The organism is Bradyrhizobium brasilense, assembly GCF_029714345.1.
Lineage (GTDB): Bacteria > Pseudomonadota > Alphaproteobacteria > Rhizobiales > Xanthobacteraceae > Bradyrhizobium > Bradyrhizobium australafricanum.
Map to the genome: position 1 here is coordinate 4547068 of NZ_CP121669.1, position 17078 is coordinate 4564145.

Below are 17078 nucleotides of genomic sequence, written 5' to 3' on the forward strand. Positions count from 1 at the left end.
GGTGTGCGCGAAGCCGCGCTCTGGAAGTCGCCGCCCGGCTCTGGTAGCGCAGGGACACGCTTGAACGATGGGAAATCCGACATGACCGACGCCATCCGGCCGCTGATCGCCGGCAACTGGAAAATGAACGGCCTGAAATCCTCTTTTGTCGAGTTCGACGCGATGCTGGCGGGCGCCGGCGATGTCGCCGGGAAGGCTGATCTCCTGGTCTGTCCGCCCGCGACATTGGTCGGGGCGTTCGCCGACAAGGCGCGCGGCTCGAAGGTCGCGGTCGGCGCCCAGGATTGCCATCCCAAGGCATCGGGCGCCCACACCGGCGATCTCTCGGCGGAGATGTTCAAGGATCTCGGCGCGGTTGCGATCATCGTCGGCCATTCCGAGCGGCGCGCCGACCACGGCGAGACCGACGCCTTGATTCGGCAGAAGGCGGAGGCCGCCTGGCGCGCCGGGCTGACCGCGATCGTCTGCATCGGCGAGACACGCGAGCAGCGCGACGCCGGCAAGACGCTCGATGTCTGCGGCACCCAGCTTGCGGGCTCGTTGCCCGACGGCTCGACCGCGGCCAATCTGGTGGTGGCCTATGAGCCGGTCTGGGCGATTGGCACCGGCCTAACCCCGACGGCCAAGGATGTCGAGGAAGTTCACAGGTTTATCCGAGGTCAGCTCACCGATCGCTTCAAGGGCGAGGGAAACAGGATCAGGATCCTCTATGGCGGCTCGGTCAAGCCGTCGAACGCGGCCGAGCTGATGGCGGTCGCCAATGTCAACGGCGCGCTGGTCGGCGGCGCCAGCCTGAAGGCATCGGACTTTTTGGCGATCGCTGCGGGGTGTTAGGGCTGCCCCTTTCGCACCGAGCACCGTCATCCTGAGGAGGCCGCAACGCGGCCGTCTCGAAGGATCGACGGCCCGGCTGGTGGCCGTCGACCCTTCGAGACGCGCGGAGCCTGTCATCGGGCCGCGCTTTGCGCGGACCCGTTGGCGCTCCTCAGGGTGACGGGATTGGCAGTGTTGCGCAGACAGCTGCCATCGGCATCTCTGCTTGGCTACGGATTCAGGCCGCCGCCGCGCCGATCCGCTTCCAGTAGATCATCGTCCCGGTGAGGCCGCCATGCGGCTTCAGCGCGTAGTCGGGGATGATGCCGGTGAACTGAAATCCCAGCCTTTCATAAAGTGGCGCGGCGCCATCCTCTTCGGCGGTGTCGAGCACCAGCAGTGTGCGTCCGTGCGTGATCGCAAGCTGCTCGGCGGCGCGCATCAATTCCGTCGCGACGCCGCGATGGCGGTGGGCGACGCGCGTCATCATCTTTGCAATTTCCGCCCGATGCGGCTGGTTGGGCGGGAGCTTGAGCAGCAGCGTCACCGTGCCGATCAGATCACTGCCGGTGAATGCGCCGAGCACGATGCGCTCGCCACGCGCGGCGGCGCCGAGCGAGTCCTGCCAGAATGCATCGGCGTCATCCGGCGACAACGGATGCATGAAGCTCACCGAGCCGCCGGCGGCGACGGTCTCGATCAACAATTCGCTGAGCGCGCTGCGAATCCCGGGCGCATCGGCGAGTGGCTTGATGGCAAAATGCGACATGCATCAGCTCCGGGCCAGGGTGACCACATAGGTGCAGGAGGCGTTGGTCTCGTTGGCGAAGGTCGTCTCCGCCGGCGGTCCGAATCCGAGGCAATCGCCGGCGGCGAGCACGTGGCGTGCGTCGCCTTCGGTGATGACGAGGCTGCCGCTGAGCACCCAGACCAGTTGGCGGATATGCGCGTAGGAGGAGGCGGGCAGGGTCACGGTCTGCTTTGGCGGCAGCTCGACCCGCACCAGTTCGACTGGATGGTCGGGACGGCTGAACACCTGGCGGCGCAGATAGCCGGTTTCCGGATCGCGCCAGACCGGTTGCGCGGCGGCGCGCGACAGCCGTTCGCCCTGGCCTTCGGCGCGCAACATCAGGCCGGCCAAAGTGAGGTCGAACGCCGAGGCGAGGCGCACCAGCACGACCGCGGTGGGGCTGACTTCGGCGCGCTCGATCTTGCTGATCGTGGCCTTCGAGACGCCGGCGCGCTCGGCAAGGTCGGCCAGCGACCAGCCTCGGCCATCGCGTTCGAGCCGGATCCGCTGCGCCAGGCGTTGGCTCAGATCGTCTACCAAAGTATCCATCTGTCTACTATAGTAGAAATTGCCGGTTCCCGACAAGGCCCGGCCGGGCCGCCACCGGCGCCGCTTGTGATCGTCGACAGTGCGACTATCTCGGGGGTGACAATGCCCGGTGCAATCGTGTAACAGGGCGCGACTTCACGAAAACCGTAAAGCCGATAGCGCCGTTTGTCTGGCCGCTTGGCGGCTTGTGACGGAAGGCTTGCGATGCAGACTGTCGTTATCATTGTCCACCTCATGATTGTCGCCGTCATGATCGGCGCCGTGCTGTTGCAGAAATCCGAAGGCGGCGGCCTCGGCATGGGCGGCGGCGCCGGCTTCATGTCGAGCCGCGGCACCGCCAATTTGCTGACGCGGACCACGGCGATCCTCGCGGTGGGCTTCTTCGTGACCAGCCTGTTCCTGTCCTGGTACGCAGGCTACGACCGCAAGCCGAGCTCGATCGTCGGCACCGGTGCACCGGCGCAGACGCAGCCGGCCGGCGGCACGCCGATGAACGCGCCGACCTCGGGTGGCATCCTCGATTCGCTGAAGAAGGCCGACGAGCAGCAGGGGCAGCAGGCCCCGAGCGGTCCGCAGGCGCCACGGTCGCAATAAAGCAGGGTGGCCATGCAGGATGCCCCGCTGGCATCCTGCATCAGAAACCCCCATCAATGCTCTGAAATCGCTTCCAGTTTGATGCAACCCACAGCCCGGCGAATTGTTTGCCGGGAACAGCCGATTCGTTTTGCGAATCGCCGGAGTCGGATTAAAGGTAAAGTCCCATGGCGCGGTACATATTCATCACCGGCGGCGTGGTCTCCTCGCTCGGCAAGGGTCTGGCTTCAGCGGCGCTCGGCGCTTTGCTGCAGGCCAGGGGCTACAAAGTCCGCCTTCGCAAGCTCGATCCCTATCTCAACCTCGATCCCGGAACGATGTCGCCGTATCAGCACGGCGAAGTGTTCGTGACCGACGACGGCGCCGAGACCGATCTCGATCTCGGCCATTACGAGCGCTTCACCGGTCGTCCGGCCACCAAGGCCGACAACATCACGACCGGGCGAATCTACCAGGACATCATCACCAAGGAGCGCCGCGGCGATTATCTCGGCGCCACCATCCAGGTGGTCCCGCACGTCACCAACGCGATCAAAGAATTCGTGCTGTCGGGTAACGACGAGTTCGATTTCGTGCTGGTCGAGATCGGCGGCACCGTCGGCGATATCGAGGGCCTGCCGTTCTTCGAGGCGATCCGCCAGCTCAAGAACGAGCTGCCGCGCGATCACGCCGTCTACATTCACCTGACGCTTCTGCCGTACATTCCAAGTGCCGGCGAACTCAAGACAAAGCCGACGCAGCACTCGGTGAAGGAGCTGCGCTCGATCGGCATCCAGCCGGACATCCTGCTGTGCCGCACCGACCGCGAAATCCCCAAGGAAGAGCGGCGCAAGCTCGGCCTGTTCTGCAACGTGCGCGAGAGCGCCGTGATCGAGGCGCGCGACGTCGACAACATCTACGCCGTACCGGAGGCCTATCACGCCGCCGGCCTCGACGACGAGGTGCTGGCCGCGTTCGGCATCACCGCGAAGATTCCGCCGGCCCTGCAGAGCTGGCACGTCATCAACGAGCGCGTCCGCAATCCGGAAGGCGCGGTGACGATCGCCATCGTCGGCAAATACACCGGCATGAAGGACGCCTACAAATCGCTGATCGAGGCGCTGTCGCACGGTGGCATCGCCAACAAGGTGAAGGTCAATCTCGACTGGATCGAGAGCGAGGTGTTCGAGAACGAGGACCCGGCGCCGTTCCTCGAGCACGTCAACGGCATCCTGGTGCCCGGCGGCTTCGGCCAGCGCGGCGCCGAGGGCAAGATCCGCGCGGCGCAGTTCGCGCGCGAGCGTGACGTGCCGTATTTCGGCATCTGCTTCGGCATGCAGATGGCGGTGATCGAGGCGGCGCGCAATCTGGTCGGCATCGAGGACGCCAACTCGACCGAGTTCGGCCCGACCAAGGAGCCGCTGGTCGGCCTGATGACGGAATGGCTGCGCGGCAACGAGCTCGAGAAGCGCTCGCAGAGCGGCGATCTCGGCGGCACGATGCGGCTCGGGGCCTATCCGGCGGCGCTGAACCGCGGCAGCCGCGTCTCGCAGGTCTATGGCGGCGCGACCGAGATCTCCGAGCGGCACCGCCACCGCTACGAGGTCAACACCGCCTACAAGGACCGCCTCGAGCAGCACGGCCTGCGCTTCTCCGGCATGTCGCCCGACGGCGTGCTGCCGGAGATCGTGGAGTACGAGGACCATCCCTGGTTCATCGGCGTCCAGTTCCATCCCGAGCTGAAGTCGCGGCCCTTTGAACCGCATCCCCTCTTCGCGTCGTTCATCGAGGCGGCAGCCAAGCAGAGCCGGCTGGTTTAACTGAGCGGCCGTCAGCTGCGCCGTTACACGGCGCAGTCCTCGCTGGCCCGGCGTTCCTTCTTGATCGGTGAAACGTTTGCATCAGCCGCCGGCGTACCGTCGCGCGTCATCAGCTTGTATTGCGGACGTCGCGTCAGCCGGTAGACCGCGGCCGGCGGCACGTTGAGGATGGCGCGGTCGATCAGCGTGGCGCGCAGGCCGAGCCGGTCGAGGATCGGCCGCGGCACCGGGCAGCGCATGCCGTAGGTGAATTGATAGAACGCGCCGCCGGGACGCAGATAGCTGAACGCGCCGCCGACGATCGAGATGACCTTGCGCGGCGACATGTTGAGCAGCGGCAGTCCGCTGACGACGGCGCCGACCGGCGCGCCATCGTAGAGCCGCTCCGAGGCGAGGCGCGCCGCGTCCATCCACAGCACCCGCGCGCCGGGAAAGCGCAGCTGCAACAGCCGCATGAAATCCGAGCCGTATTCGATCAGCGTCAGATCCTGCTGGCGCACGCCGCGCTTCAACAGCTGATAGGTGAACGCGCCCGTGCCCGGACCGAGCTCGAGCACCGGGCCGGTGTCGGCGCTGATGTCGCGCGTGATCAGTTCGGCGAGCGCAGCGCCCGACGGCGCGATGGCGCCGACGCGGCCGGGGGCCGCCATCCACGCCGTGAAGAAAGACAGCAGATCATGTGACATTGGGATTCCCAGCAAAGTGTCGCGGCGCTTCGACTCAGATGCGAAGCGTGACGCCTTGTTTGCGGGAGCTGCATTGCGACAACATTGCGCGAGGGCCCATTCCGATTGAATCGGAACGGGGCTCTCGATTCTAATTTTGACGCGTTTTTCTTCACGCGAACCGGTGCCCATCCCGCATCGAGTGCGGGACAGGCTTCGCTCGAAAACGCTCTGGGATCACGACACGAACGGCGCCGGCGGTAAGGTGAGGCGAAAGCACGCGCCGCCCTTCGGACCGTCGAGCACGGAGACGTGACCGCCGTGCAGCCTTGCGATCTCGCGCACCATGTTGAGGCCGAGGCCGGCGCCGCGGTCGAGCGGCGCGAGCCGATAGAACGGGTCGAAGATCCGCGTGCGCTGATCCTGGGGAATGCCGTCGCCTTCATCCGATACGTCGATCGTCGCGGCGCTGCCGACATGGATGGTGATGGTGCCGCGGCGGCCGCCATGCTGGATGGCGTTCTGCACCAGATTGGTGAGCGCGCGCTCCAGCGCGGCGCGGTCGCCCAAGGTCTCGACCCGATCGGTTGCGGCATCGAGCGACAGCTCATAGCCGGCCGCGATCGCGAGCGGCGCGAGGTCGGCCGCGACATTGCGGGCGACCGCGACGAGATCGACGCGGACGAACGGATTGCGGCACTGGTCGAAGCGCTGGATGTCGAGCAGTTGCTCGGCCAATGTCGCAAGCCGCGCCGAATCCTCGAGCAGGCGGGTTTTCTCCGGGCCTGGCGGCAGCGACTCCAGCCGCGTGTTGAGGATCGCGATCGGCGTGCGCAATTCATGCGCCGCGTCGGCGACGAAGCGCTGGTGCCGGGAATAGCCGTCGTCGAGCCGCTTCAGCGCATCGTTGATGGCGGTCACCAGCGGCGCCACCTCGAGCGGCAGATGGTCCGCCGACAGCCGGCTGCCGCGCTGGCGGAAATCGATCCGGCGGGCTTCGTCGGCGGTGGTATCGAGACCGGCGAAGGCGCGCTTCACCACCATCGGCGTCGCGATGAAAGTGGCGCATGCCATCAGGAAAAGGCCGGGCAGGGCGATGGCGAGGAATGCCAGCGTCGTGGCGAGCGCGGTCTTGCCGCTCGACATTGGACCTTGCGTCGCTGTGAGCACCTGCACAGGGCCGGCGTCGGAATTGACGCGCTTCAGCCGCGCCGGCGGCTTGCGCGGATCATCCTCGAACATCTGCCAGCCGAGCCGCGCCTGGCTGATCTGGTCGAGTGCGCCGCCGATCCTGGCAAATTCCGGCGGCACCGCGCCTTCCGTCAGCGAACGGCCTTGCCGGTCGCGCACCAGGAACCAGAGGTCGGGCGTGTCGTCACGAAGCTTTTGCAGTTCGGCCGTCGGGCGCAAAATCAACTCGCCCTTGCCGTCGCGCGCGACCGCACCCTGCACGATGGAAATCACATGATCCTCATCGCGCGGAACGATCAGGAAACCGGTGGCACACAACGCGCTGATCAGGCAGACGATCAGCATCGCAAGCAGCAGCGCCTGCAGCGTCACCAGCCGCCAGCTCAGTTGCGAGCGCAGGCAATAGTGTTCGGCCTGTTCGCTCATGACGTTTGCTTCAGAAGATAGCCGACGCCGCGGATGCTATGGATCTCGACGCCGGCGTTGGCGTCCGCGAGTTTGCGCCTGAGACGCGAGACGTGCGCGTCGAGCGCGTTGGACTGGATCTCGTCCTCGAAATTGTAGACCGCTTCCTCCAGCGTCGCGCGCAGCACGGTGCGGCCCATGCGGCGCAGCAGCGTCTCCAGCACCAGCAGCTCGCGCCGCGGCAGCTCGAGCGGACGGCCGTCGACGCTGGCCTCGCGATGGCTGCAATCGAACGCCACCCGGCCGGCCCTGATGATCTCGAGCTGCAGTCCGGCCGGACGGCGCAGCACGGCGCGCAGCCGCGCCATCAGCTCCTCGACCGCGAACGGCTTGGCCAGATAGTCGTCGGCGCCGCTGTCGAGGCCGGTGATGCGGTCGGTGAGATCGCCGCGCGCGGTCAGCACGATGATCGGGACGCCGTCGGCCTTGGCGCGCAGCTTCGGGATCAGCGTGAGGCCGTCGCCGTCCGGAAGCTGGCGGTCGAGCAGGACCGCGCCATGCACGTCGGCACAGATCGCTTCCTCGGCCTCGGCAAGGTTCGGCACGTGGTCGACCACCATGTCGTAGCCCTTCAGCGCCTGCGACAGCGCCGCCGCCATTTCGGCCTCATCCTCAACCAGCAGTATCCGCATGTCCTTTGGGTCCGGCTCCTGAAGGCAGGTTTTAGGGCAAGTAACATTGCAACAACATTGCGGAAATGGCCGCCCGTCGCGAGCAGGGGTGCCATGTTGTCACTCCCTCAAGACAGTCCGGAAGGCGCTGGCTATAACCGCCCGCACACCAATCTGGGAGGACTGCCAATGATCTACGAGACCCGCGTCTATCGCTGCCTGCCGGGCCGGTTGCCGGCGCTGCTCAAGCGCTTCGAGACCATCACGCTGAAGCTCTGGGACAAGCACGGCATCAGGCAGGCCGGTTTCTTCACGACGCTGGTCGGGGAATCCAACCAGGACCTGACCTATCTGCTGGCCTGGGAATCGCTCGCCGAGCGCGAGAAGAAGTGGACCGCGTTCCAGACCGATCCGGAGTGGATCGCCGCGCGCGCCAAGACCGAGGAGGACGGCCAGATCGTTCTCACCATCGAAAACCAGCTTCTGATGCCGACGGCGTTTTCGTCGGTCAAGTGACGCCCGTTGCGGCTATGTTCCCGTCATTGCGAGCGAAGCGAAGCAATCCATTGGCACCACATATGCGGAGCGATGGATTGCTTCGTCGCTTCAGCGCAAAATTGCTTCGCAATTTTGTCGCGGGCTCCTCGCAATGACGGGGAGGGATCTTTACTCGGCCCCTTGGGAGGAAAAATGTTTCAGCGACGCTATTGCGGGCAGCCGGACGTCTGATCGCCCTGGGTCACCATCGGCTTGCCGTTGATGAAGACGCCGTGGCTGCCGGAGGTCGTCTTGCCGCCGCAATGCGTGCGATCGCCCATGACCACCGCCGGCTTGCCGTTGATCAGGACGTTGGGCACGCCCTCGACGAGCGGGCCGCCATTGCTGGTGGTGTCGCCGCTGCGGGCCGCCGGTTTGCCATTGACGGTGACGCCGGTGGCGCCGCTGGTGACGACCCCGGGCTGGCCGTTGGTCTGCCCATAGGCCAGGCCCGACATCGCCGACAGGGCGGCGGCTCCGATCATCAGCGGGATGCGCATGGCTTCCTCATGGGAATCTGTTCCGCGCCAGTTTATAGGCGTTGTTTGGGCGGGATTGTGTTAGCACGGCGCACCCACGGCGTCAGCGCAACCCCCTCATCGTGCGGGATGGCTTGATCCGTCCCGCGCGGGACTGCATGGTCGCCGGCAAAAGGATGCAGCATTTTGACCAATCAGGTTTCCGCGCAAGCCGCCGCGCCGATCGTTGCCGTCGGATCGGCCAAGTTCGGCAATGCCTTGCCGATTTCGATCATCGCCGGTCCCTGCCAGCTCGAGAGCCGCGCGCACGCGCTGGAAGTGGCGTCCGCGCTGAAGGAGATCGCGGCCCGGCTCAAGATCGGTCTGGTGTACAAGACCTCGTTCGACAAGGCGAACCGCACCAGCGCGACCGCGGCGCGCGGCATCGGATTGGCGCAGGCGCTGCCGATCTTCGCCGAGATCCGGGCTTCGCTCGGACTGCCCGTGCTCACCGACGTACATGAGGCGACCCAGTGCGCCGAAGTGGCGCAGGCAGTCGACGTGCTGCAGATTCCGGCCTTCCTGTGCCGGCAGACCGATCTCTTGCTGGCCGCGGCCGCGACCGGCAAGGTCGTCAACGTCAAGAAGGGCCAGTTCCTGGCGCCGTGGGACATGGCCAATGTGGTCAGCAAGATCACCGGCGCCGGCAACGCCAATGTGCTGGTCACCGAGCGCGGCGCGTCGTTCGGCTACAACACGCTGGTCTCGGACATGCGCGCGCTGCCGATCTTGTCGCGCACCACCGGCGCGCCTGTCATCTTCGACGCTACCCATTCGGTGCAGCAGCCGGGCGGCAAGGGCACCTCGTCGGGCGGCGAGCGTGAATTCGTGCCGGTGCTGGCGCGCGCCGCGGTCGCGGTCGGCGTCGCCGGCGTGTTCATCGAGACCCATCCTGATCCGGATCACGCGCCGTCGGACGGCCCCAACATGGTGCCGCTCCGTGACTTCGAGTCCCTCGTCAAGCGGCTGATGCAGTTCGACGCGCTGGCGAAGACGGCGGCCTGACCGGCGGACAACGACATGACCGCAACCAGCGGCATGCCGCCGGCCCTCAACGTGATCACGCTGGCGACCTTCGCGGCGAGCCTGTCGGTGCGCGCGCTCGATCCGGTGCTGCCGCATGTCGCCGAGGATTTCGGCGTCAGCATCGCGACCGCGGCGAGCTTTGCCGCGGTGTTCGCCTTCACCTTTGCCGCGGTGCAGCCGGCGATCGGCGCCGCCGCCGATTTGTTCGGCAAGGCGCGGCTGATGACGATCTGCCTCGGACTGCTCGGCGTTGCCAACATCCTCGGCGCGCTCTCGACCTCGTTTCCGATGCTGTTCGTGACCCGCATCCTCGCCGGCATCGGCTCGGGCGGTGTGTTTCCGGTGGCGCTGTCGCTGACCAGCGATCTGGTCGGTCCGGACAAGCGGCAGCTCGCGATCGGGCGAACGCTGGCCGGCTCGATGACCGGCAATCTGCTCGGCGCCACGGCCTCCGGCCTGATCGGCGACTTCCTCGGCTGGCGCGGCGTGCTCGCGGTGCTCGGCGGCCTCGTGATCATCGTAGCATTGGCGGTTGCTGCCGGCTTCCGCGGCGCCGCGCTGAACCGTCCGCCGCGCACCAGCCTGAAGGCGCTGCGCCACGGCTATCGCACCATCTTCACCAATCCGAACGCGCGCATCTGCTATTCGGCGGTGTTCATCGAAGGCTGCTGCGTGCTCGGGCTGTTTCCCTTCATCGCTTCATTTCTGTTCGAGCTCGGCGAGACCTCGCTGTCGATCGCCGGCATCGTGATCGCGGGCTTTGCGATCGGCGGATTGCTCTACACGCTGACGGTCTCTCGGCTGCTGCCGTTGATCGGGGTGAGGGGCATGATGATCGTCGGCGCAACGCTGGTCGCGATCCAGCTGGTCGGTGTTGCCTTCGGACCGCACTGGAAGCTGCAGATGGCGAGCCTCCTGGTGATGGGCCTCGGCTTCTACATGATCCACGGCTGCCTGCAGGTGTTCGCCAGCGAGCTGTCGGTCGAGGCGCGCGCCACCGCGCTGTCGCTGCACTCGTTCTTCTTTTTCATGGGCCAGACCGTCGGCCCGATCGCTTACGGCTTCTGCCTGCAACACGTCGGCAAGACCGCGACGTTGGTGTCAGCCGCCGCCGTGATGGTCGTGCTCGGCTTTATCTGCGCGCGGTTTCTGCGGCAGACCAGGCCCGCCGATGCGCAGACAACCTAGGCGTCCACGGGCCCACCGGCGGTGGCAGACACAACATGCAGGGAAGCGGGGTGCAGCGTCAGGATGACGCATGTCGCAGCAGCGTTCGGACGACGGCGCATGGCATGAGGATTGCTTATTTCTCGCCATTTGAGGTGAGAGCGTGGACGTCCAGACTGGCTGGCCTATTCGAGGGAATGCGGAGGTCAGGACAACGGGATATGGCACCGAGCCTCCACTTCAGCGTTTTCTGGCCTCCTGCCACCAAGAATTCAAATCGGACAATTCCGGCGCGCTCGCCGACTACATTCCGGAGCTGAAACGGGCCAACCCGGCGCATTTCGGCATCAGCCTCGTCACCATCGATGGCCATGTCTACGAAGTCGGCGACAGCGCCGCTCCTTTCACCATCCAGTCCGTTTCGAAGGCGTTCGTGTTTGCGCTGGCCCTCGATCTCGTCGGCGAAGCGCGCGTCGCGTCGGCGATCGGCGTCGAGCCGAGCGGTGAGGCATTCAACTCGATCCGGCTGACCAACGACAACAAGCCGTTCAATCCGATGGTCAACGCCGGCGCGATTGCCTGCTCCGGGCTGATCCACGAGGTCGATGGCCGCGCCGCATTCGAGCGCATCCGGGACAAGCTCGGCCAGTTTGCCGGCCGCGAACTCGACGTCGACGACGCGGTCCATGCGTCGGAGACGGCGACCGGCAACCGCAATCGTGCGATCGCCTGGCTGCTGCGCAACTACCTCGTGCTACAGGACGGCGTCGATGCCGTGCTCGATATCTATTTCCGGCAATGCGCAATTCTCGTCACCGCGCGCGACCTCGCGGTGATGGCCGCAACGCTCGCCAATCGCGGCGTCAATCCGGTCACCGGCGTCCAGGTGGTGACGCCGCATGTCGTCGCGCGCACGCTGTCGGTGATGACGAGCTCAGGCATGTACGACTATGCCGGCGAGTGGATCTATCGCGTCGGAATGCCCGCCAAGAGTGGGGTCGGCGGCGGCATCGTCGCAGCGCTCCCGTCGCAATTGGGGCTCGGCACCTTTTCGCCGCTGCTCGATGGGCACTTCAACAGCGTGCGAGGCCTGAAGGTTTGCGAGGCGCTGTCGGCGCGATTTGATCTGCATATGCTCAACCGCAGCGGCGACGTCCGCACCTGCATCATCGCCGACTACGACATCTTCGGCATCACCTCCCGCCGCAGCCGCCAGCCGCACGAACAGCAGATCCTCGATGACCGCCACAGCGACACCCGCGTCATCGAGCTGGTGGGGGCGCTCAACTTCGCGTCGATCGACTACGTCACTCGCCGGCTGTCCAGCGAGCCGCCCGGCGCGCCGCTGCTGATCCTAGATTTCCACCGCGTGCCCGACATCACGGCAGCCGGCGCCCAGCTGCTGGCTGAGACAATCGCCACGCTCGGAAATTCCGGTGTCACCACGATCATCTCCGGTGTCGAGACGACGTCGCCGGTCTGGGCCACGATCCGCGCGCAGATCGAAGAGCCGAAGCGGTTGCGGCATTTTCCGCTGCTCGACGACGCCGTTGAATGGGCCGAGGATCAACTGATCTACCGCTATGGCGGCTTCACCGAGACCAAGGAGACCGCCCATCTCGGCGAGCAGGCGCTGTTGGCCGATCTCGCGCCCGAGGAGATCGCTGCGCTCGCCGAACTCTCGACGCCGCGCCGCTACGACGCCGGCCAGCGCATCGTCGTGGCCGGCGAGCCGGCCAATTCGTTGTTCTTCCTGCAAAGCGGGATGGTGAGCGTGAAGCTGCCGAGCGGCGTGCGGCTTGCCTCGCTCGGGCCGGGCATGGAGTTCGGCGAGATGGCGATCATCGAGAGCCACCGCAGCGCCGACGTCTGGGCGGACACCCCGGTCAAATGCCTCGAGCTACCGATCGACAGCTTTGCCGACTATCGTCAGCTCCACCCGCAGATTTCGATGAAGATCATGCGCAATCTTTCCGCACTGCTGGCGCGCCGCCTGATCCTCGCCAATGCCAAGGTCGATCTGCTGAGCGCCTATTGAGACGCCGGATCACCCGCGCCCACGATAGGGCGCGACGCCCTGATCGGGAACCCAGACGCCCTTCGGCAGCCGGCCGGTCTGGAAGAACACGTCGATCGGGATGCCGCCGCGCGGATACCAGTAACCGCCGATCCGCAGCCATTTCGGCTTGATTTCCCCGACGATGCGCTTGCCGATCATGACGGTGCAATCCTCGTGGAAGGCGCCGTGATTGCGGAAGCTCGCCGCATAGAGTTTCAGCGACTTAGATTCCAGGAGCCATCGGCCCGGCACATAGTCGAGCACCAGATGGGCGAAGTCCGGCTGGCCGGTGATCGGGCAGACCGAGGTGAATTCCGGGATAGCGAAGCGCACCAGATAATCCGTGCCGGCCTGCGGATTGGGGACGCGGTCGAGCACCGCCTTGTCCGGGCTATCCGGCCACGCGACGGCACGGCCGAGTTGCAGGATTTTCTTCGCCATGGGCCTCATCCTTGTGGGAGCGGCCGAAATGAACGGAAGCGGGCGGTTCGTCAACCGTCCGCGTGCGGGGGCAGGGTGCTACGCGGGCGCGGCAGTCTGGATCAGGACCAAGCGGTCTTGGCCGGATTCACAGCCCCAGACCTCGCCGGGCCGGCCATCGAGTTGCCGAACATTCGCGCCGGCGCGGTCGCTCGGAAAGGCGTTGAAGGTCGCGCCCACCGGATCGAAGCGCATGATCGCGTTGGCCGAGAAATCGGTAAGCCAGACCTTGTCCTTGTCGTCGACATAGACGGCATAGGTCCGTGGATTGCTGCCGGGCAGCTTCCAGGCCCTCCACGTCCCGTCGGCGGGATCGTGCACCGACACGTTGCCGCTGTTCCATTCGCTGACCCAGATCCGCCCCCGCGAATCCGACCACACCCGTCGCGCGCCCTGTTTCGGCGTCGGCGGCTGGACCACGCTGGCGTTGCCGGTCGCAAGGTCAATCCGTGCGATATAGCTGCCGGCAAGCGAGGCGTACCAGATGTCGCCGTTTGGGGTCACGGTGATGCCGTAGGGGCCGACGCCGCGCGGTGCCTCGAACACCTTCATCTCACCGGATTTCGGATCGAGCCGGCCGTAGAAGCCGGACTGGCCGGTGAACCAGTAGACGCCGCGCTTGTCGAACACGCCGGTGTTGAGATTGGCGTCAGCGGCTTTCTCAGGCAGGCGGAACAGCGTCACCTTGTGGTCGCCGGGGTCGACGCGGGCGATCGCATTCTGCCCGCCCTCGGTTACCCATGGCGCGCCGTCGGGGCCGATCGTGACGCCGTGCGGGGCCGCACCCTTGCCGAGGCTGACCAGCTTGAACGCACTGTCGCGCGGATTGAGCCGGCCCAGCGCACCGCTGCGCTGGCCCGTGAACCAGACGGTGCCATCGGGCGCCGGCGTGACATCGTGCAGGCCGGTCCCGGCGTCGACGTTGAAATATTTCACCCGGAACGGCGTCTGGGCATCCTGCGCCTGCGCTCTCGTGGTCAAAATCGCGGCAGTGGTGGAGGCGAGAAACTGGCGACGGTTCATTGCGTTATCCCGGCTTCGTGAAACAATGGGCCAGCACGCGAAGGTAATCCCCGACAGCATAAACCCACCACATTGCACCGTCAGACGGGCCGGGCGGGCGGGCCGTTCACATTTGCTTGCGCGCCGTGTATGACGCGGCGCATCAGCCAACCCCATATCGAGAAAGAGCACGTCATGACTGACATCGTCGACATCATCGGCCGCGAAATCCTTGATAGCCGCGGCAACCCCACGGTCGAGGTCGATGTGGTGCTGGAGGATGGGTCAATCGGTCGCGCGGCCGTGCCGTCGGGCGCCTCCACCGGCGCGCATGAGGCGGTGGAACTGCGCGACGGCAACAAGGCGCGCTATCTCGGCAAGGGCGTCGAAAAGGCGGTCGCCGCCATCAACGGTGAGATCTTCGAGGCGCTCAGCGACCAGGCCGTCGAGGAGCAGGTCGCCATCGACCAGATCATGATCGAGCTCGACGGTACGCCGAACAAGAGCCGGCTCGGGGCCAACGCCATCCTCGGCGTCTCGCTGGCCTGCGCCAAGGCCGCCGCCGAATCCTTCGACATGCCGCTGTATCGTTATGTCGGCGGTACGTCGGCGCGGACGCTGCCGGTGCCGATGATGAACATCATCAATGGCGGCGTGCACGCCGACAACCCGATCGACTTCCAGGAATTCATGATCCTGCCGGTCGGCGCCACCTCGTTCGCCGAGGCGCTGCGTTGCGGTTCGGAAATCTTCCACACGCTGCGCGGCGAGCTGAAGAAGGCCGGCCACAACACCAATGTCGGCGACGAGGGCGGCTTCGCGCCGAACCTGCCGTCGGCCGACGCCGCCCTCGAATTCGTCATGAACGCGATCGGCAAGGCCGGCTACAAGGCGGGCGACGACGTCGTGCTCGGCCTCGACTGCGCCTCGACCGAATTCTTCAAGGAAGGCTCCTACGTCTATGGCGGCGAGAACAAGACCCGCTCGCGCTCCGAGCAGGTGAAGTATCTCGCCGATCTTGTCGGCCGCTATCCGATCGTCACCATCGAGGACGGCATGTCGGAGGACGACATGGACGGCTGGAAGGAGCTGACGGATGCGATCGGCAAGAAGTGCCAGCTGGTCGGTGACGATCTGTTCGTCACCAACGTCACCCGGCTTGCCGACGGCATCAAGAACGGCCGCGCCAATTCGATCCTGGTCAAGGTCAACCAGATCGGCACGCTGACCGAGACGCTTGCGGCGATCGAGATGGCCTACAAGGCCGGCTACACCGCCGTGATGTCGCATCGCTCCGGCGAGACCGAGGACTCCACGATCGCCGATCTTGCGGTCGCCACCAATTGCGGGCAGATCAAGACCGGCTCGCTGGCGCGCTCCGACCGCACCGCCAAGTACAACCAGCTGCTGCGCATCGAGCAGCAGCTCGGCACCCAGGCGAAATACGCGGGGAGGGCGGCCTTGAAGGCGCTGGCGTAGCGCCCCAGCTTGAACGGGATCCAACAAAACGCAAAAGGGAGGTCGGGATGAGCGATGGCAAGAGCGGTCTGCAGCTGCGTTCGCTGCTCAAGAAGAATGGCGAGCTGGAAATATCGCTGGTCAATGTCCCGACCCCCGAGCCCGGTCCCGACGAAGTCGTGGTCCGGGTCGAGGCGACCCCGATCAATCCGTCCGATCTTGGTCTGTTGATCGGCCCGGCCGACATGTCGGCCGCCAAGGTCTCCGGCAGCAAGGAATTGCCTGTGGTGACTGCGCGCGTGCCGGAAGCGGCATTGCCGGGCCTCGCCGCACGGCTCGATGAGTCCATGCCGGTCGGCAATGAAGGTGCCGGCGTCGTGATCAGGACCGGTTCATCGGATGCGGCGAAAGCGCTGATGGGCCGCACGGTCGCGATGATCGGTGGCGCGATGTATGCGCAATACCGCACGCTGCGCGTCAACGAATGCCTGCCGCTGCCCGACGGCACCACGCCGGCGGAAGGCGCATCCTGCTTCGTCAATCCGCTGACCGCGCTCGGCATGACCGAGACGATGCGGCGCGAGGGGCACAAGGCGCTGGTGCACACCGCGGCCGCGTCCAATCTCGGCCAGATGCTCAACAAGATCTGTCTCAAGGACGGCATCGGCCTCGTCAACATCGTGCGCAACAAGGAGCAGGCCGACATCCTGCACAAGATCGGCGCCAAGCATGTCGTCGATTCCTCCACGCCCGATTTCATGGACAAGCTCACCGGCGCGCTGGTCGACACCGGCGCCACCATCGCCTTCGATGCGATCGGCGGCGGCAAGCTCGCGGGCCAGATCCTGGTCGCGATGGAGACCGCGATCAACAAGACCGCCAAGGCCTACAGCCGCTACGGCTCGAATGTACACAAGCAGGTCTATGTCTATGGCAGCCTCGACACGCGCTCGATCGAATTGCCGCGCGGCTTCGGCATGGCCTGGGGCGTCGGCGGCTGGCTGCTGTTCCCGTTCCTGATGAAGATCGGTCCGGAGGCCGGCAACAAGCTGCGCCAGCGCGTGGTGGCCGAGTTGAAGACGACTTTCGCCAGTCACTACACCAAGGTGGTCTCGTTGCAGGAGACCCTGCAGCTCGACAACATCGCCGTCTACAACAAGCGCTCGACCGGCGAGAAATTCCTGATCAACCCGAACAAGGGCTGAGGATCGAAACGCAGGGGCCGTCCCGATGGGGGCGGCCTTTTTGCTTTGCATAGACCAATTCCGCGAAACGCTGCGTTTCCGGAATTGGACGATCCATGCACTTGCATCTTTCTTGGTGCGCCGGTAGGTGATGGCCACCAGTTTCACGC

The 17078-nt window shown here is 65.7% G+C and carries 17 protein-coding genes; 9 read left to right on the plus strand and 8 right to left on the minus strand.

The features are described 5' to 3' along the window. Nucleotides 1-81 precede the first annotated feature (81 nt). A complete protein-coding gene (tpiA, locus tag QA635_RS21350; protein ID WP_283061325.1) occupies nucleotides 82-834 on the plus strand; it encodes a triose-phosphate isomerase in 753 nt (250 codons plus the stop codon). Between the two features lie 217 nt (nucleotides 835-1051). Here tpiA and QA635_RS21355 read toward each other — a convergent pair whose 3' ends face one another. Both QA635_RS21355 and QA635_RS21360 read right to left on the minus strand, forming a co-directional pair. After that, on the minus strand, nucleotides 1052-1582 hold the full coding sequence (locus QA635_RS21355) for a GNAT family N-acetyltransferase (protein ID WP_283061329.1): 531 nt from the start codon (nucleotides 1580-1582) through the stop codon (nucleotides 1052-1054). A gap of 3 nt (nucleotides 1583-1585) precedes the next feature. Next, nucleotides 1586-2152: a helix-turn-helix domain-containing protein gene (locus tag QA635_RS21360; protein ID WP_283061330.1), complete on the minus strand. Its 567-nt coding sequence runs from the start codon at nucleotides 2150-2152 to the stop codon at nucleotides 1586-1588. 204 nt (nucleotides 2153-2356) lie between these two features. On the opposite strand from QA635_RS21360, the gene secG reads away from it, so the two are divergent. Both secG and QA635_RS21370 read left to right on the plus strand, forming a co-directional pair. Continuing rightward, on the plus strand, nucleotides 2357-2746 hold the full coding sequence (secG, locus tag QA635_RS21365) for a preprotein translocase subunit SecG (protein ID WP_283061332.1): 390 nt from the start codon (nucleotides 2357-2359) through the stop codon (nucleotides 2744-2746). Nucleotides 2747-2913: 167 nt separating this feature from the next. Next, a complete protein-coding gene (locus tag QA635_RS21370; RefSeq protein ID WP_057016524.1) occupies nucleotides 2914-4545 on the plus strand; it encodes a CTP synthase in 1632 nt (543 codons plus the stop codon). Between the two features lie 23 nt (nucleotides 4546-4568). Here the strand turns inward: QA635_RS21370 and QA635_RS21375 are convergent, their stop codons facing one another. The 3 genes from QA635_RS21375 to QA635_RS21385 all read right to left on the minus strand — a co-directional run bounded on the left by QA635_RS21375 (nucleotide 4569) and on the right by QA635_RS21385 (nucleotide 7498). Beyond that, nucleotides 4569-5231 carry a class I SAM-dependent methyltransferase gene (locus tag QA635_RS21375; protein WP_283061333.1) on the minus strand — a complete coding sequence of 221 codons (663 nt, stop codon included), beginning with the start codon at nucleotides 5229-5231 and terminating at the stop codon, nucleotides 4569-4571. A gap of 216 nt (nucleotides 5232-5447) precedes the next feature. Beyond that, entirely contained in the window at nucleotides 5448-6827 is a 1380-nt protein-coding gene (locus QA635_RS21380; protein ID WP_283061334.1) for a sensor histidine kinase, read from the minus strand. Then, nucleotides 6824-7498: a response regulator gene (locus tag QA635_RS21385; RefSeq protein WP_283061335.1), complete on the minus strand. Its 675-nt coding sequence runs from the start codon at nucleotides 7496-7498 to the stop codon at nucleotides 6824-6826. Before QA635_RS21385 ends, QA635_RS21380 begins: the two co-directional genes overlap by 4 nt. A 168-nt stretch (nucleotides 7499-7666) precedes the next feature. On the opposite strand from QA635_RS21385, the gene QA635_RS21390 reads away from it, so the two are divergent. After that, entirely contained in the window at nucleotides 7667-7993 is a 327-nt protein-coding gene (locus tag QA635_RS21390) for an NIPSNAP family protein (protein ID WP_283061336.1), read from the plus strand. 188 nt (nucleotides 7994-8181) lie between these two features. Here the strand turns inward: QA635_RS21390 and QA635_RS21395 are convergent, their stop codons facing one another. After that, nucleotides 8182-8514 (minus strand): PAAR domain-containing protein, encoded by a 333-nt coding sequence (locus tag QA635_RS21395; protein WP_283061338.1) that lies wholly within the window; start codon nucleotides 8512-8514, stop codon nucleotides 8182-8184. 165 nt (nucleotides 8515-8679) lie between these two features. Here QA635_RS21395 and kdsA point away from each other — a divergent pair, with 165 nt between their 5' ends. The 3 genes from kdsA to glsA all read left to right on the plus strand — a co-directional run bounded on the left by kdsA (nucleotide 8680) and on the right by glsA (nucleotide 12763). Beyond that, a complete protein-coding gene (kdsA, locus tag QA635_RS21400; protein WP_283061339.1) occupies nucleotides 8680-9537 on the plus strand; it encodes a 3-deoxy-8-phosphooctulonate synthase in 858 nt (285 codons plus the stop codon). 15 nt (nucleotides 9538-9552) lie between these two features. Beyond that, nucleotides 9553-10746: an MFS transporter gene (locus QA635_RS21405; protein ID WP_283061340.1), complete on the plus strand. Its 1194-nt coding sequence runs from the start codon at nucleotides 9553-9555 to the stop codon at nucleotides 10744-10746. Between the two features lie 166 nt (nucleotides 10747-10912). Further along, on the plus strand, nucleotides 10913-12763 hold the full coding sequence (gene glsA / locus QA635_RS21410; protein ID WP_283071740.1) for a glutaminase A: 1851 nt from the start codon (nucleotides 10913-10915) through the stop codon (nucleotides 12761-12763). A gap of 9 nt (nucleotides 12764-12772) precedes the next feature. Here glsA and queF read toward each other — a convergent pair whose 3' ends face one another. Both queF and QA635_RS21420 read right to left on the minus strand, forming a co-directional pair. After that, entirely contained in the window at nucleotides 12773-13234 is a 462-nt protein-coding gene (gene queF, locus QA635_RS21415; RefSeq protein WP_283061341.1) for a preQ(1) synthase, read from the minus strand. Nucleotides 13235-13303: 69 nt separating this feature from the next. Beyond that, complete coding sequence (locus tag QA635_RS21420) at nucleotides 13304-14287, minus strand: Vgb family protein (RefSeq protein WP_028339706.1); 984 nt, start codon at nucleotides 14285-14287, stop codon at nucleotides 13304-13306. Nucleotides 14288-14461: 174 nt separating this feature from the next. On the opposite strand from QA635_RS21420, the gene eno reads away from it, so the two are divergent. Beyond that, a complete protein-coding gene (gene eno / locus QA635_RS21425) occupies nucleotides 14462-15745 on the plus strand; it encodes a phosphopyruvate hydratase (RefSeq protein ID WP_057016595.1) in 1284 nt (427 codons plus the stop codon). A gap of 47 nt (nucleotides 15746-15792) precedes the next feature. Continuing rightward, nucleotides 15793-16929: a zinc-binding dehydrogenase gene (locus QA635_RS21430; RefSeq protein ID WP_283061344.1), complete on the plus strand. Its 1137-nt coding sequence runs from the start codon at nucleotides 15793-15795 to the stop codon at nucleotides 16927-16929. The last annotated feature ends 149 nt before the right edge of the window (nucleotides 16930-17078 follow it).

Coding starts and splice junctions, on each gene's coding strand:
- QA635_RS21405 (WP_283061340.1), top strand. CDS start 9,553: ATGACCGCAACCAGCGGCATGCCGCCGGCCCTCAACGTGATCACGCTG.
- QA635_RS21395 (WP_283061338.1), bottom strand. CDS start 8,514: ATGCGCATCCCGCTGATGATCGGAGCCGCCGCCCTGTCGGCGATGTCG.
- QA635_RS21375 (WP_283061333.1), bottom strand. CDS start 5,231: ATGTCACATGATCTGCTGTCTTTCTTCACGGCGTGGATGGCGGCCCCC.
- eno (WP_057016595.1), top strand. CDS start 14,462: ATGACTGACATCGTCGACATCATCGGCCGCGAAATCCTTGATAGCCGC.
- QA635_RS21430 (WP_283061344.1), top strand. CDS start 15,793: ATGAGCGATGGCAAGAGCGGTCTGCAGCTGCGTTCGCTGCTCAAGAAG.
- QA635_RS21370 (WP_057016524.1), top strand. CDS start 2,914: ATGGCGCGGTACATATTCATCACCGGCGGCGTGGTCTCCTCGCTCGGC.
- secG (WP_283061332.1), top strand. CDS start 2,357: ATGCAGACTGTCGTTATCATTGTCCACCTCATGATTGTCGCCGTCATG.
- tpiA (WP_283061325.1), top strand. CDS start 82: ATGACCGACGCCATCCGGCCGCTGATCGCCGGCAACTGGAAAATGAAC.
- queF (WP_283061341.1), bottom strand. CDS start 13,234: ATGAGGCCCATGGCGAAGAAAATCCTGCAACTCGGCCGTGCCGTCGCG.
- QA635_RS21355 (WP_283061329.1), bottom strand. CDS start 1,582: ATGTCGCATTTTGCCATCAAGCCACTCGCCGATGCGCCCGGGATTCGC.
- QA635_RS21420 (WP_028339706.1), bottom strand. CDS start 14,287: ATGAACCGTCGCCAGTTTCTCGCCTCCACCACTGCCGCGATTTTGACC.
- QA635_RS21390 (WP_283061336.1), top strand. CDS start 7,667: ATGATCTACGAGACCCGCGTCTATCGCTGCCTGCCGGGCCGGTTGCCG.
- QA635_RS21360 (WP_283061330.1), bottom strand. CDS start 2,152: ATGGATACTTTGGTAGACGATCTGAGCCAACGCCTGGCGCAGCGGATC.
- QA635_RS21385 (WP_283061335.1), bottom strand. CDS start 7,498: ATGCGGATACTGCTGGTTGAGGATGAGGCCGAAATGGCGGCGGCGCTG.
- QA635_RS21380 (WP_283061334.1), bottom strand. CDS start 6,827: ATGAGCGAACAGGCCGAACACTATTGCCTGCGCTCGCAACTGAGCTGG.